The sequence below is a fragment of the Micromonospora sp. R77 genome (assembly GCF_022747945.1).
Classification (GTDB): domain Bacteria; phylum Actinomycetota; class Actinomycetes; order Mycobacteriales; family Micromonosporaceae; genus Micromonospora.
The window spans coordinates 5,348,816-5,365,266 of record NZ_JALDST010000001.1; the positions used below are offsets into that span (position 1 = coordinate 5,348,816).

Genomic DNA, 16,451 nt, shown 5'->3' on the forward strand with positions numbered 1-16,451 from the left:
CTCCCTGGGCCACGCCGACAGGAGACGGTCCGTCAGTGAACGAAAACAAGCTCCGCGACTATCTCAAGTGGACGACGGCTGACCTCCACGAGACGCGCCAGCGACTCCGGGCGGTCGAGGACGCCGCCCGGGAACCCATCGCCATCGTGGCGATGCACTGCCGGTTCCCGGGCGGCGTCCGCTCCGCGGAGGACCTGTGGAAGCTTGTCGAGGACGGCGTGGACGCCCTGGGCGACGTACCGCTCGACCGGGGCTGGGACCTCACCGCACTGCCCGGCCTCGACTCCTCGATCCGTGGCGGGTTCGTCGACGGCATCGCCGACTTCGACGCCGGCCTGTTCGGCATCGCGCCGCGCGAGGCGCTCGCCATGGACCCGCAGCAGCGGCTGCTGCTCGAATGCTCCTGGGAGGCCCTGGAACGCGCCGGCATCGGCCCGCTGTCGATGAAGGGCTCCCGGGTCGGTGTCTTCGTCGGTGGCTCCCCGTCCGGCTACGACACCTACCTGACCGGCGAGGACGGCGTCGACGGCTACGTGCTGACCGGCAGCTCCGGCAGCGTGCTCTCCGGCCGGCTGGCGTACGCCCTCGGCCTGGAGGGGCCGGCGGTGACCGTCGACACGGCCTGCTCCTCGTCGCTGGTGGCACTGCACCTGGCCGTCCAGTCGCTGCGCGCGGGGGAGTGCGGACTCGCCCTGGCCGGTGGCGTCACCGTGATGTCCACCCCCACCGCGTTCGTCGAGTTCGCCCGGCAGGGTGGCCTCGCCACCGACGGCCGGTGCAAGGCGTTCTCCGACGACGCCGACGGCACCGGCTGGGGCGAGGGCGTCGGCCTGCTCGTCCTGGAGCGCCTCAGCGACGCCCGCCGCCACGGCCGGCAGGTCCTGGCCGTGGTCCGCGGCAGCGCCGTCAACTCCGACGGCGCGTCCAACGGTCTCACCGCCCCGAACGGCCCCTCCCAGCAGCGGGTCATCCGGCAGGCCCTGACCAGCGCCCGGCTCACGCCCGCCGACGTGGACGCCGTGGAGGCGCACGGCACCGGCACGTCGCTGGGCGACCCGATCGAGGCGCAGGCGCTGCTCGCCACGTACGGGCAGGACCGTCCCGCCGACCGGCCGCTCCGGCTCGGGTCGGTCAAGTCCAACGTCGGTCACACCCAGGCCGCCGCCGGTGTGGCCGGTGTGATCAAGATGGTGCTCGCGTTGCGGCACGAGGCGCTGCCCCGCACCCTGCACGTCGGCACGCCGTCGTCGCACGTGGACTGGTCGGCGGGTGCGGTGGAGCTGCTGACCGAGGCGCGGCCCTGGCCCCGGGGCGAGTCGCCCCGGCGGGCCGGGGTGTCCGCGTTCGGCGTGAGTGGCACGAACGCGCACGTCATCATCGAGGAGACGCCCGCCGACGACACCTCACCCACCGACGACACCGAGCCCGCCACCGCCGGTGGCGTCGCGCTGCCGGTGCTGCCGTGGCCGGTGTCGGCGAAGACCCCCGCCGGGCTGCCGGCGCAGGCGGCCCGGCTGTCCACCGCCGTCCGGGACCTGCCCGCCGCCGACGTCGCGCTCTCCCTCGCCACCACCCGCTCCGGCCTGGAGCACCGCGCGGTGGTGCTCGGCGTGGACGCCGACGCCCTGCGTACCGGCCTGACGGCGCTGGCCGGCTCCGCGCCCACCACCGACGTGGTGTCGGGTGCCGTCCGCGCCGGCCGGACCGCGTTCGTCTTCTCCGGTCAGGGTGGCCAGCGGCTCGGCATGGGCCGCGACCTCGCGGCGGCGTTCCCGGTGTTCGACGCGGCGCTGTCCGAGGTGTGCGCGCAGTTCGACACTCTGCTGGACCGCCCGCTGCGGCAGGTCATCGACGCCGCCGCCGACGACCTGGGCCGGACCGGCTGGGCGCAGCCGGCCCTGTTCGCGGTGGAGGTGGCGCTGTTCCGGCTCCTGGAGTCGTGGGGTGTCACCCCGGACTATCTGATCGGTCACTCGATCGGTGAGCTGGCCGCCGCGCACGTGGCGGGAGTGTTGGACCTGGCGGACGCGTGCCGCCTGGTGGCGGCGCGGGCGTCGTTGATGCAGGCGCTGCCGTCGGGTGGTGCCATGTGGGCGGTCCGTGCCACTGTCGACGAGGTCACCCCGCTGCTGGTCGACGGCGCGTCGATCGCGGCGGTCAACGCGCCCGGCCAGGTCGTCGTCTCCGGGACCCGCGAGGCCGTGGAGCAGGTGGCGGCCGGGCTGTCGGAGCGGCAGGGCCGTTGGCTGACGGTGAGTCACGCGTTCCACTCGGCGCTGATGGACCCGATGCTGGCCGAGTTCAGCCGGGTGGCCGGCACGGTGGAGCTGCGGCAGCCGCAGGTGCCGATCGTCTCCACGCTCACCGGGCAGCTCGTCGAGGAGTTCACCCCGACCTACTGGGCCGACCAGGTCCGCGGCACCGTGGCGTTCGCCGACGCCGTGCGCCGGGCCCGGGACCTCGGTGTCTGCCGCTTCCTCGAGGTGGGACCGGACGCCGGCCTCGTCGGCGCGATCACCGAGACCGGCGACGACCAGGTCCTCGCCGTGCCGGTCCTGCGCCGCGACCGCCCCGAACCGGCCGTCGCCGTACGCGCCGCCGCGCAGCTGTGGACCGACGGCTGCCCGGTCGACTGGGCGGCCTACCTCGCACCGACCGGCGCCCGCGTCGTGCCCCTGCCCACGTACGCCTTCCAGCGGGAACGCTACTGGCCACGGCCCACCCGCCGCCGCCACACCGGCGGCACCCTCGACGCCGCCCTCTGGGACGCCCTGGACCGCGGCGACGTCGCCACCTTCGCCGCCGAACTCGGCGTCGCACCGGACACCCGGCTCGGTGCCGCCCTGCCCGCCCTCTCCGCGTGGCGACGGCGGGCCGACGAACGCGCCACCGTCGAAGGACTCTGCTACCAGGAGTCCTGGCTCCCGTTCGCCGTACCCGCCGACCGGCCGGTGACCGGGCACTGGCTGCTGGTCGGGTCCGACGACGAGTGGCCGGCGGCGCTGGCCGCGGCGCTGACCGCGCGCGGCGCGGAGGTCTCCCGGCTGCGGGTGACCGCGGCCGACCTCGACCGGGACCTGCTGGCCGGGCGGCTGGCCCCGTACGCCGGCGTCGACCGGGTGGTCTCCTTCCTCGGCCGGGACACGGACGAGCTGCCGGACACCCCGGGCGTACCGGTGGGTCTCGCGGCCACGCTGGTGCTGGTGCAGGCGTTGGGTCAGGCCGGCGTCACCGGCAAGTGCTGGTCGGTCACCTCGGGGGCGGTCTCGGTCGGGGCCGGCGACCCGGTGACCGGACCCCTGGCGGCGGGCGTGTGGGGCCTGGGCCGGGTGGCGGCCCTCGAGGAACCGGGCCGCTGGGGTGGCCTCGCCGACCTGCCGTCCACGGTGGACGAGGTCGCGGCGCGGGCCCTGGTGGACGTGATCGCCGTCGGCGGCACCGAGGACCAGGTGGCCGTACGGGGCTCGGTCACGTTCGGCCGGCGGTTGGTGCCGGGCTCGCCCGCCGGCTCCGGATGGGTGCCCCGCGGCACCGTCCTGATCACCGGCGGCACCGGGGCGCTGGGTGCCCGGGTGGCCCGCTGGGCGGTGTCGCAGGGCGCGGACGGTGTGGTGCTGGTGTCCCGACGCGGGCTCGCCGCCGACGGCGCGTCGGCGCTGCGGGACGAGCTGACGGCGGCCGGTGCCCGGGTCGAGGTGGTCGCGGCGGACGTGGCCGTCCCCGGCGACGTCGACGACCTGCTGCGGCGCTACGACGTGTCGGCCGTCGTGCACACCGCCGGTGTCGTCGACGACGGCGTGCTCGACGGCATCTCGGTGACTGACCTCGCCACCGTGTGGGGCGGCAAGGCCGGCGCGGCGTGGCACCTGGACCGCGCCTGCGGTGACCGGGAACTCGACGCCTTCATCGTCTTCTCGTCGGCGCCGGTGCGTGGGCGGCGCCGGCCAGGGCGCGTACGCGGCGGCCAACGCGGCGCTGGACGGCCTGGTCGCGGCGCGGCGGGCCTGGGCCTGGTCGCCACGTCGGTGGCGTGGGGCCCCTGGCGGACGGCGGCATGGCCGACGACGCCCTCGTGCTGGTCGGCGCCGATCGCGGCGGCGTCACCGCTGGACCTCGCCCGCGCGGTGGGCCTGTTTCGGCGGTCTCCGCCGCGTCACCGTCGCCGACGTCCAGGGACCGGGTTCGTGCCGGCACACCCGCCGCGCCTGGTCCACCTGGGGACGAACTCTTCACCCTACGCCGGCCGACACCGTCCGCGACTACCGGTGGTCGGTGGTCACCGGCTTCGCTGTCCGGCCTGCTGGCCCGCGCCGCGCCCAGCCCGCGATCCGCATCCGCGACCTGCCGCCGCCGTGCTCGGCTTCGCCGACCGGTCCGCGATCGGCGCGGGTGTGTCCTTCCGTGACCTGGGCGTGGACTCGCTCATGGCCCTGGAACTGCGCAACGCGCTGAACGCCGCCGCCGGTCTCACGCTGCCGTCGACCGTGGTCTTCGACCACCCGTCCGCGCAGGCCCTGGCCGACCTCCTCGACGACACGCTCTTCGCCGACGCCGCCGCGCCGGCCGACCTGCCCGCCCCCGCGCCGGTGGGCGCCGTCGACACCGACCCGATCGTCGTGGTGGGGATGGGGTGCCGGTTCCCCGGTGGTGTGGTGTCCCCGGAGAGCCTGTGGGGACTGCTGTCGGGGGGCGTCGACGCCGTCGGCGCCTTCCCGGTGGACCGCGGCTGGTGGGCCGAGGACGGCTTCACCGCGGTCGGCGGCTTCGTCGACGGGGTGACCGACTTCGACGCGACCCTGTTCGGGATCTCGCCGCGTGAGGCGTTGAGCATGGACCCGCAGCAGCGGCTGCTGTTGGAGGTCACCTGGGAGGCCCTGGAGCGCGCCGGGGTGGCTCCGCTGTCGCTGCGCGGCGCTCCCGTCGGCGTCTTCGCGGGCACCAACGGCCAGGACTACCCGATGCTGCTGGCCGTCTCCGACGAGTCCACCGACGGGTACGCCTCCACCGGTTCCTCCGGCAGCGTCCTCTCCGGCCGGGTGTCGTACGCCCTCGGCCTGGAGGGCCCGGCCGTCACCGTCGACACGGCATGTTCGTCGTCCCTCGTCGCGATGCACCTGGCCGTGCAGTCGCTGCGGTCGGGGGAGTGTTCCCTTGCCCTGGCGGGTGGGGTGACGGTGATGTCGACGCCGGGGGCGTTCGTGGAGTTCGCCCGGCAGGGTGGTCTCGCTGGTGACGGCCGCTGCAAGGCGTTCTCGGATGACGCGGACGGCACCGGGTGGGGTGAGGGTGCCGGTGTGTTGGTGTTGGAGCGGTTGTCGGACGCCCGCCGCAATGGTCACCGGGTCCTCGCGGTGGTGCGGGGGAGTGCGGTGAATCAGGATGGTGCGTCGAACGGGTTGACCGCGCCGAACGGTCCGTCGCAGCAGCGGGTGATCCGGCAGGCCCTCGCCAGTGCCGGCCTGAGCCCGGTGGACGTGGATGCGGTCGAGGCGCACGGTACGGGCACGTCGTTGGGTGACCCGATCGAGGCGCAGGCGTTGCTGGCCACCTACGGGCAGGGTCGTCCCGTCGACCGGCCGGTGTACCTCGGGTCGATCAAGTCGAACATCGGGCACACCCAGGCGGCGGCGGGGGTGGCCGGGGTGATGAAGATGATCCTGGCGCTGCGGCACCGGACGCTGCCGCGCACCCTGCACGTCGGTACGCCCTCCAGCCACGTCGACTGGAGTGCCGGCAATGTGGAGGTGCTGACCGAGCAGCGGGAGTGGTCCGGGGACGACCGGCCGCGTCGGGCGGCGGTGTCGGCGTTCGGGTTGAGCGGCACCAACGCCCACCTCATTCTCGAAGAAGCACCGGACACCGACCCGGAACCCGCCGACGGGGACCCGCTCGTCCCTGCGGTGCTGCCGTGGGCCGTCTCGGCCAGGACCGCCGACGCCGTCGCCGCGCAGGCCCGCCGCCTGCTGACCGGCGTACCCGCCGACGCCACGCCGGTCGACGTGGCGTTCTCCCTCACCACCACCCGCTCCGCCCTCGACCACCGCGCCGTCGTCCTCGGCGGCGACCCGGACGAGCTGCGGACCGCGCTGGCCGCGCTCGCCGCCGGCACCCCCGCCGCCGGGACGGTCACCGGTACCGCCCGCAGCGGCCTGACCGGTGTCGTCTTCTCCGGTCAGGGCAGCCAGCGGCTCGGCATGGGCCGCGACCTGGCCGCAGCGTTCCCGGTCTTCGAGGCCGCCCTGTCCGAGGTGTGCGCCCAGTTCGACGCCCTGCTGGACCGCCCGCTGCGTGAGGTCATCGACGGCGCGGCGGGGGAGCGGGACGAGTCGGACCCGGCGCAAAACCTGGGTCGGACCGGCTGGGCGCAACCGGCGCTCTTCGCCGTCGAGGTGGCGCTGTTCCGGCTCCTCGAATCCTGGGGTGTCACCCCGGACTACCTGATCGGTCACTCGATCGGTGAACTCGCCGCCGCGCACGTGGCGGGAGTGCTGGATCTGGCGGACGCGTGTCGCCTGGTGGCGGCGCGGGCGTCGTTGATGCAGGCGCTGCCGTCGGGTGGTGCGATGTGGGCGGTCCGCGCGACCGTCGACGAGGTCACCCCGCTGCTCGTCGACGGCGCGTCCATCGCCGCGGTCAACGCACCCGGCCAGGTGGTGGTCTCCGGCGAACGGGCAGCCGTCGAGCAGGTCGCCGCCGGCCTCGCCGACCGGCAGGGCCGTTGGCTGACGGTGAGTCACGCGTTCCACTCGGCGTTGATGGACCCGATGCTCGCCGAGTTCACCCGGGCCGCCGAGGCCGTCGAGCTGCGCCGCCCGCAGATCCCGATCGTCTCCACCCTCACCGGACAGCCGATCACCGAGTTCACCCCGGCCTACTGGGCGGACCAGGTACGCGGCACCGTCGCCTTCGGCGCGGCGGTCGCCACCGCACACGACCTCGGCGTCACCCGGTTCGTGGAACTCGGCCCCGACGCCAGCCTCGTCGGCGCCGTCGGCGAGACCCACCCGGAGCTGCTGGCCGTACCGATGCTGCACCGCAAGCAGGCCGAGCCCCGCACCGCCGTGACCGCCCTGGCCCGGCTCTGGGCCGACGGCGGCACCGTCGACTGGGCCGCCTTCTTCGCCCCCACCGGCGCGCGGACCGTCGATCTGCCCACCTACGCCTTCCAGCAGCAGCGGTACTGGCCCCGGGTGTCCCGGCGGCCCGACGCCGCCCCCGGCGCCACCCTCGACGCGGCCTTCTGGGACGTCGTGACGCACGGCGACCTCGACGCGTTCACCAGCACCCTGGGGCTGCCCGCCGACGCCGACCTGCCCGACGTGCTGGCCGCGATGGACGCCTGGCAGCGCCGCCGGCATGAGCACGGCGCCGCCGGCCGGCTCTGCTACCGGGAGAGCTGGACGCCGGTCGGCCCGGTCGCCGACCCCACCCTGCCCGGCCGCTGGCTGATCGTGGAGTCCAGCGGCGCCACCGATCCGTGGGCCGACGCGCTCACCACCGCGCTCACCGACCGGGGCGTCGACGTGGACCGGCTGGTGATCGACCCGACCGACCCCGACCGGGCGGCGCTGGCCGCCCGGCTCACCGGCCACGACCGGCTGATCTCCCTTCTCGCCCACGACGACACCGAACTCGACGGACACCCGGGACTGACCCGTGGGCTGGCCGCCACCACCCTGCTGGCCCAGGCGGCCCAGGACGCCGACCTGACCGCACGGATCTGGGCGGTCACCTCCGGCGCGGTCTCCACCGGACCCGGCGACCCGCTGACCCACCCCACCCGGGCCGCCGTCTGGGGCCTCGGCCGGGTCGTCGCCCTGGAGGACCCCGACCGCTGGGGCGGGCTGGTCGACGTACCCGCGACGCCGACGGCACCGGCGGTGACCCGGCTGGTCGACGTGCTGGCCGGCGGGGCCGGCACCGAGGACCAGGTGGCGCTGCGCGGCGCCGCCCTGCTCGGCCGGCGGCTCACCCCGGCCGACACCCCCACCGGCGCACCCTGGACCCCCACCGGCACCGTCCTCGTCACCGGCGGAACGGGCGCCCTGGGCGCCCGGGTCGCCCGCTGGGCGGTCGCCTGCGGCGCCACCCACGTCGCGCTGCTGAGCCGGCGCGGTCCCGACGCGCCGGGCGCGAGCGAACTGCGCGACGACCTCGTCGCTGCCGGTGCGACCGTCGTCATCGCCGGCTGCGACTCCACCGACCGGGCCGACCTCGCCGCCGCGCTCGCCCGGATCGAGGCGGACGCACCGCCCGTCCGGTCGGTGTTCCACACCGCCGGCCTCACCCGCGCCACCCCGCTGCCCGCGACCACCCGCACCGACCTGGCCGAGCCGGCCGCGGCCAAGGTGGCCGGCGCGCTCCACCTCGACGACCTGCTCGGCGACCGTGACCTGGACGCCTTCGTCCTCTACTCGTCCATCGCCGGCACCTGGGGCAGCGGCACCCAGAGCGGGTACGCGGCGGCCAACGCCGTCCTCGACGCCCTCGCCGTCCGCCGCCACGCGCAGGGTCGGGTCGCCACCTCCGTCGCCTGGGGCCTGCGGGGCGGCGGCGGCATGGCCGCCGCCGAGGGCGCCGAGGACGACCTGCGCCGCCGCGGCCTCCCGCCGCTGGCACTCCGACGAGGCCCTCGCCGCCCTCGGCTCGCGCTCACCGGCGACCGCCCTGCCTGACCGTCGCCGACGTCGACTGGGACCGCTTCGTCGCGACCTTCACCGTCCGGCGCGGCAGCACCCTCTACCGACCTCACCGCCGCGCCGCCCGCCCCCGAGGCGGCGTCCGACGGCGCGCTGGCCGCCCGGCTGCGGCCCCTCACCGACCGGGACCGCCGCCGGCACGTCCTGGAGCTGGTACGCGCCGCCGCCGCCGCGGCGCTCGGCCACTCCGACGGCGCCGCCGTCGACCCGGACCGCGCCTTCCGCGACCTCGGCTTCGACTCGCTCACCGCCGTCGACTTCCGCGACCGGCTGGGTACGGCCACCGGCCTGGCGCTGTCGTCCACGCTGGTCTTCGACCACCCCACCGCGGCCGTCCTCACCGACCACCTGGTCGACGAGGTGCTGGGCACCGACCGGTCGCCCGCGCAGACCGACCACCCCCGCCCGGCCGTCGACGAACCGGTCGCCATCGTGGCGATGAGCTGCCGCCTGCCCGGCGGCGCAGGCGATCCCGAGGCGCTGTGGCGGCTGCTGGCCGACGGCACCGACGCCGTCTCGCCGTTCCCCACCGACCGGGGCTGGGAACTCGACGGCCTCACCGACACCGGCGCCGGCGCGTACGCGCGGGTCGGTGGCTTCCTGGCCGACGCCGCACACTTCGACGCCGCCTTCTTCGGCATCTCGCCCCGCGAGGCGCTCGCCATGGACCCGCAGCAGCGGCTGCTGCTGGAGACCGCCTGGGAGTCGCTGGAACGGGCCGGCATCGCGCCGCTGTCCCTCAAGGGCCAGCGGGTCGGCGTCTTCGTCGGCGCCGGCAGCTCCGGCTACCTCAGCGGCGTCCACGAGGTCCCCGACGGCGTCGGCGGACACCTGATCACCGGCAACTCCGGCAGCGTCCTCTCCGGCCGGGTGGCGTACGCCCTCGGCCTGGAGGGGCCCGCGGTGACCGTCGACACGGCCTGCTCGTCGTCGCTGGTGGCGCTGCACCTGGCCGTCCAGTCGCTGCGCTCGGGGGAGTGCACCCTCGCCCTGGCCGGCGGTGTCACCGTCATCGCCAGCCCGGACGCCTTCATCGACTTCGCCCAGCAGGGCGGCCTGGCCGTCGACGGCCGGTGCAAGGCGTTCTCCGACGACGCCGACGGCACCGGCTGGAGCGAGGGCGTCGGCCTGCTTCTCGTGGAGCGGCTCAGCGACGCCCGCCGCCACGGTCACCCCGTCCTGGCGGTGGTCCGCGGCAGCGCCGTCAACTCCGACGGCGCGTCCAACGGCCTGACCGCCCCGAACGGCCCCTCCCAGCAGCGGGTCATCCGGCAGGCGCTCACCGACGCCGGCCTGACCACCACCGACGTCGACGCCGTCGAGGCGCACGGCACCGGCACGTCGCTCGGCGACCCGATCGAGGCACAGGCGCTGCTCGCCACGTACGGGCGGAACCGGACGGCCGACCGGCCGGTGCTGCTCGGGTCGATCAAGTCGAACCTGGGCCACACCCAGGCCGCCGCCGGTGTCGCCGGTGTGATCAAGATGGTCCTCGCGCTGCGACACGAGGCGCTGCCCCGCACCCTGCACGTCGGCACCCCGTCGTCGCACGTCGACTGGTCGGCCGGCGCGGTGGAGCTGCTGACCGAGGCACGGCCGTGGCCGCGCGGGGCGGAACCCCGCCGGGCCGGGGTGTCCGCGTTCGGCATCAGCGGCACCAACGCGCACGTCATCATCGAGGAGACCCCCGACGAGACCCCCGCGCCGGTCGTGCCGGTGCGGCCCCGCCCGACGCCGCCGGTGGTGGCGTGGCCGGTGTCGGCCCGCTCGCCGGAGGGCCTGGCGGCGCAGGCGGAACGGCTGCTGACCGGGTCGGAGCACGAGCCGGTCGACGTCGGGTTCTCCCTCGCCACCACCCGGTCGGCGCTGGAGCGCCGCGCGGTGGTGCTCGGCCCGGACACCGACGGCCTCCGGGCCGGCCTGGCCGCCCTGGCCGACGGCCGACCGTCCGCCGACGTGGTCACCGGCGTCGCCACCCGGGGCGGCCTGACCGGTGTCGTCTTCTCCGGCCAGGGCGGCCAGCGGCTCGGCATGGGCCGCGACCTGGCCGGGGTGTTCCCGGTCTTCGAGTCGGCGCTGTCCGAGGTGTGCGCGCAGTTCGACGCCCTGCTGGACCGCCCGCTGCGTGAGGTCATCGACGGCGCGGCGGGGGAGCGGGACGAGTCGGACCCGGCGGCGGACCTGGCGCAGACCGGCTGGGCGCAGCCGGCGTTGTTCGCGGTCGAGGTGGCGCTGTTCCGGCTCCTGGAATCCTGGGGTGTCACCCCGGACTACCTGATCGGTCACTCGATCGGTGAACTCGCTGCCGCGCACGTGGCGGGCGTGTTGGATCTGGCGGACGCGTGTCGTCTGGTGGCGGCGCGGGCGTCGTTGATGCAGGCGTTGCCGTCGGGTGGTGCGATGTGGGCGGTCCGCGCGACCGTGGACGAGGTGACCCCGCTGCTGGTCGACGGCGCGTCGATCGCGGCGGTCAACGCACCCGGCCAGGTGGTCGTCTCCGGGACCCGGGAAGCCGTGGAGCAGGTCGCGGCCGGACTGGCCGACCGGCAGGGCCGCTGGTTGACGGTGAGTCACGCGTTCCACTCGGCGCTGATGGACCCGATGCTCGCCGAGTTCACCCGGGCCGCCGAGGCCGTCGAACTGCGGAAACCCCGGATCCCCATCATCTCCACCCTCACCGGACAGCCCATCGAGGAGTTCACCCCGACCTACTGGGTCGACCAGGTGCGCGGCACCGTCGCCTTCGGCGCGGCCGTCGACAAGGCCCACCAGTTCGGCGTGACCCGGTTCGTGGAACTCGGCCCCGACGCGAGCCTCGTCGGCGCGATCGAGGAGACCTGCGCCGACGTGCTGGCCGTACCGGCGCTGCGGCGGGACCGGGCGGAACCCGGCACCGCCGTCACCGCCCTGGCCCGGCTCTGGACGCACGGCGGCCCCGTCGACTGGGCGGCGTTCTACGCCCCGACCGGCGCCCGCGCCGTGCCCCTGCCCACCTACGCCTTCCAGCGGGAACGCTACTGGCTGGAGGGTGGGAACGGGCCCCGGCACGTCGGCGCCATCGGCGCGGACCCGGTGTCGCATCCGCTGCTCAGCGCCGTCGTGGAACTCGCCGACGGCGGCGGGCACGTCTTCACCGGCCGGCTCTCCACCCGTACGGCGCCGTGGCTCGCCGGGCACCGGGTCGACGGGGACCTCGTCTTCCCCGGCACCGGACACCTCGAACTGGCCGTCCGCGCCGGCGACCACCTCGGCTGCGACCGGGTCGACGAACTCGTCCTGGCGGCACCCCTCGTCCTCCCCGAGGACCAGGCGGTCCGGGTGCAGGTCGCGGTGGACGCCGCCGACGACACCGGCAACCGCCGCTTCACCATCAGCTCCCGCCCCGAGCACGAGCCGACCTGGACGCGGCACGCGACCGGCGTCCTCGGCACCGGCCCGGGCCGGCCGCACCCCGACCTCACCGCCTGGCCGCCCGCCGGGGCCACCCCCGTCGACGTCACCGACCACTACCGCAACCGGGCGGCGCAGGGCTTCGACTACGCCGACGTCTTCCAGGGCCTGACCGCCGTGTGGCGGGGCGACGGCGCGCTCTACGCCGAGGTCACCCTCGCCGACACCCACCGGGGCGAGGTGGACCGCTTCGGCCTGCACCCGGCCGTCCTCGACGCCGCCCTCCAGGCGCTCTCCTACGGCACCCGCACCGACACGCCGTCGATGCCGTTCTGCTGGACCGGCGTCACCCTGCACGCCACCGGCGCGTCCCTGCTGCGCGTCGCGATCCGCCCGGCCGGTCCGGCGGAGAGCTGGACCGTCACCCTCGCCGACACCGCCGGCCAGGCCGTCCTCACCGCCGACGCGTTGACGCTGCGGCCGTACACCGGTCGGCAGGCCGTCGCGGCCTGCACCGACCGGCCCGCGACTGGCCCCGCGCCCACCCGCCGCCGCGCGGCCGCCGCGGTCTCCGGCGGCGGCAACACCCTGCGTACGCGGCTCGCCGCGCTGCCCGAGGACGAGCAGCGCACCGAGCTGACCGCGATCGTCGGCCGTCGCGCCGCCATCGTGCTCGACCAGCCCCGGCTGCAGACCCTCGACGCGGACCTGCCCTTCCGGGACCTCGGCTTCACCTCGCTCACCGCCGTGGAACTGCGCGAGGCGCTGGCCGAGGAGACCGGGCTGCGGCTGCCCGCCACCCTCGTCTTCGACTACCCGACCCCCCGTACCCTCGTCGAGCACCTGCGCCGCGAACTGGTCGGCGCACCGGCCGAGGCCGACGCCCCGGCGACCCGCACCACCACGCCCCTCGACGAGCCGATCGCCATCATCGGCATGAGCTGCCGCTACCCGGGCGGCGTGCGCAGCGCCGACGACCTGTGGCGGCTGGTCGCCGACGGCACCGACGCCATCTCCGGCTTCCCCACCGACCGCGGCTGGGACCTCGACGCCCTCTACGACCCCGACCCGGACAACCCCGGCACCTGCTATGTGCACGAGGGCGGCTTCCTGCACGACGCCAGCCAGTTCGACGCCACCTTCTTCGGCATCAGCCCCCGCGAGGCCGTCGCCATGGACCCGCAGCAGCGGCTCCTGCTGGAGATCTGCTGGGAGGCGATGGAACAGGCCGGCCTCGACGCGCACACCCTGCGGGGCAGCCGCACCGGCGTCTTCGCCGGCGTCACCTACCAGGACTACGGCGGCCTGCTCGCCCTCGCCAAGGACGACTTCGAGGGCTTCCTCGGCACCGGCAACTCGCCCAGCGTGCTCTCCGGCCGCGTCGCGTACTCGTTCGGCCTGGAAGGGCCCGCGCTGACCATCGACACCGCGTGCTCCTCGTCGCTGGTCGCGCTCCACTCGGCCTGCCAGGCGCTGCGCGAGGGCGACTGCACGATGGCCCTGGCGGGCGGCGTCACCGTGATGTCCACCCCGATCTCGCTGGTCGAGTTCAGCCGGCAGCGGGCCCTCGCCCCCGACGGCCGGTCCAAGCCGTTCTCCGCCGACGCCGACGGGGCCAGCTGGGCCGAAGGCGCCGGCGTGGTGCTGCTGGAACGCCTCAGCGACGCCCGCCGCAACGGCCACCGCGTCCTCGCCGTGGTCCGGGGCAGCGCCGTCAACCAGGACGGCGCGTCGAACGGGTTGACCGCGCCGAACGGTCCGTCGCAGCAGCGGGTGATCCGGCAGGCCCTGGCCAACGCCGGCCTGTCCAGCACGGACGTGGACGTCGTGGAGGCGCACGGCACGGGTACGTCGTTGGGTGACCCGATCGAGGCGCAGGCGGTCATCGCGACGTACGGGCAGGACCGGCCCGCGGACCGGCCGCTCTGGCTGGGGTCGGTGAAGTCCAACATCGGCCACGCCCAGGCCGCGGCCGGCGTCGCCGGACTGATCAAGATGGTGGCCGCCATGCGGCACGGCGTGCTGCCCCGCTCGCTGCACGCCGGCACCCCCACCCCGCACGTCGACTGGTCCGCCGGCGATGTACGACTGCTCGCCGACGCCCGGGAGTGGCCGGCGGCCGACCGCCCCCGCCGCGCCGCCGTCTCGGCGTTCGGCATGAGCGGCACCAACGCCCACGTCATCGTCGAGGAGGCCCCGGAGCAGACCCCCGCGTCCCCGGACCGGCCCGCCCCGACCGTCGTACCGTGGCTGCTCTCCGCCCGCTCGACCGCCGCCCTGCACGGCCAGGCGTCCGCGCTGCGGCCCCTGGTCGACACCGCCGACCCGGCGGACGTGGCGTGGTCCCTCGCCTCGACGCGCGCCCGGTTCGAGCAGCGCGCCGTGGTGGTCGGCGATCACGCGGCCGGTCTGGCGGCCCTCGCCGCCGGCGAACCGGCGACCAACGTGGTGTCCGGGGTGACCGGGGCCGCTGGTCGCACGGTGTTCGTGTTCCCGGGTCAGGGTGCGCAGTGGGTCGGTATGGGCGGCGCGCTCCTCGATTCGTCCCCCGCGTTCGCCGAGTCGGTGGCCGAGTGCGCGGCCGTGCTGTCCGACCTGGTCGACTGGTCGGTCGTCGACGTGCTGCGCGCACACCCCGACGCGGTGTCGCTGGACCGGGTGGACGTCGTGCAGCCCGCGTCGTTCGTGGTGATGGTGAGCCTCGCGGCGCTGTGGCGCTCCTACGGGGTACGCCCCGCCGCCGTGGTCGGTCACTCGCAGGGCGAGGTCGCCGCCGCGTACGTGGCCGGGGTGCTCACGTTGCCGGAGGCGCTGCGGATCGTCGTGGCGCGGTCCCGGGCGGTCGCCGACCTCAGCGCCGGCAGCGGCACGATGGCGTCGCTGCGGATGCCCGCCGACGACGCGCAGACCCTGCTGGCCCGCCACGACGGCCGGGTCAGCATCGCGGCCGTGAACAGCCCCTCCCAGGTGGTGATCTCCGGTGAGGTCGCCGCCGTCGAGGACGTCCTCGCCGACTGCGAGCGGGCCGCTGTCCGAGCCCGGCGGATCGCGGTGGACTACGCGTCCCACTCGGCGGCGATGGACGCCCTCGCCGACCGGCTCGCCACCGAACTCGCCGACGTCACTCCCCGGGCACCCGAGGTGCCGTGGCTCTCCACGGTCACCGCCGACTGGGTCGACGGCCTGGACCTGGACTACTGGTTCCGGAACCTGCGCGAACCCGTCCGCTTCGCCGACGCGATCACCCGGCTCGCCGACGAAGGCCACGGCGTGTTCGTGGAGGTCTCCCCGCACCCCGTGCTGGCCGCCGCCGTCGAGGAGACCACCGACCAGGCGGATCAGCCCGTCGTGGTCACCGGCACGCTGCGCCGCGACGACGGTGACCTCGACCGGTTCCTGCTCAGCGCCGGCACGCTCTGGACCCACGGCGTCGACGTGGACTGGACCACCGCGCTCGGCGGACCCCGCCCGGCCGTCGACCTGCCCACGTACGCCTTCCAGCGGCAGCGCTACTGGCCGACCGTGCACCTCGGCCAGGCCACCGACACCGACACCGTGGAGACCGCCGACGGCGAGTTCTGGGCCGCCGTGGAACGTCAGGACACCGGCGCGCTCGCCAGCACCCTCGGCACCGACCCGGCCGTGCTCGACCCGCTGCTGCCCGCCCTGGTCAACTGGCGCCGCCAGCAGCGCGAACAGCACACCACCGACGCCTGGCGCTACCGGGTCTCCTGGACCCCGTTCACCCCGGCCACCCAGCCGGTCACCGGCAGCTGGCTGGTCGTCACCTCGTCCGACGACCCGGCCGCGCAGCGCTGGGCCGACGCGGTGAGCGGCGAACTCGCCAGCCGTGGCGCCACCTGCCGTCCGCTGCGGCTCACCGATGCCCACCTCGACCGCGCCGCGCTCGGGGCACTCCTCGGCGACGGCGGCCAGCCGGCCGGCGTGGTGTCGCTGCTCAGCCTCGACCAGCGACCCGTACCCGGCGTCCTCGGCCACCGCCGGCCTCGGCCTGACCGCCACCCTGCTCCAGGCCCTCGGCGATGCCGGCCTGACCGCCTCGATCTGGGCCGTCGCCGTGGCCCGCTGGGACAGCGTGGCCCATCCCGCGCAGGCCGCCGTCTGGGGTCTCGGCCGGGTGGCCGCGCTGGAACACCCCGACCGCTGGGGCGGCCTGTTCGACGTACCTGCCGAGGCCGACACCGCGGCCGCGCGGCGCGTGGTCGACGCCCTCACCGCCGGCGGCGAGGACCAGCTCGCCGTCCGCGACCTGGCCGTTCGCCCGCCGGCTGATCCGGGCACCCCGCCCGGCCGGCGCGGACGCCACCTGGCAGCCCTCCGGCACGGTCCTGATCACCGGTG

1 protein-coding gene and 1 pseudogene are annotated in these 16,451 nt (G+C 75.7%); both read left to right on the forward strand.

Going from position 1 to position 16,451, the window contains the following annotated elements:
* The first annotated feature begins 35 nt into the window (after window positions 1–35).
* The gene (locus tag MRQ36_RS24975; protein WP_242799194.1) at window positions 36–8,675 is read left to right on the forward strand and encodes a type I polyketide synthase; all 8,640 of its coding nucleotides are present in this window, start codon (window positions 36–38) and stop codon (window positions 8,673–8,675) included.
* A gap of 117 nt (window positions 8,676–8,792) precedes the next feature.
* Window positions 8,793–16,382: pseudogene (locus MRQ36_RS24980) on the forward strand (beta-ketoacyl synthase N-terminal-like domain-containing protein); the annotation flags it as partial.
* Between the last annotated feature and the right edge of the window lie 69 nt (window positions 16,383–16,451).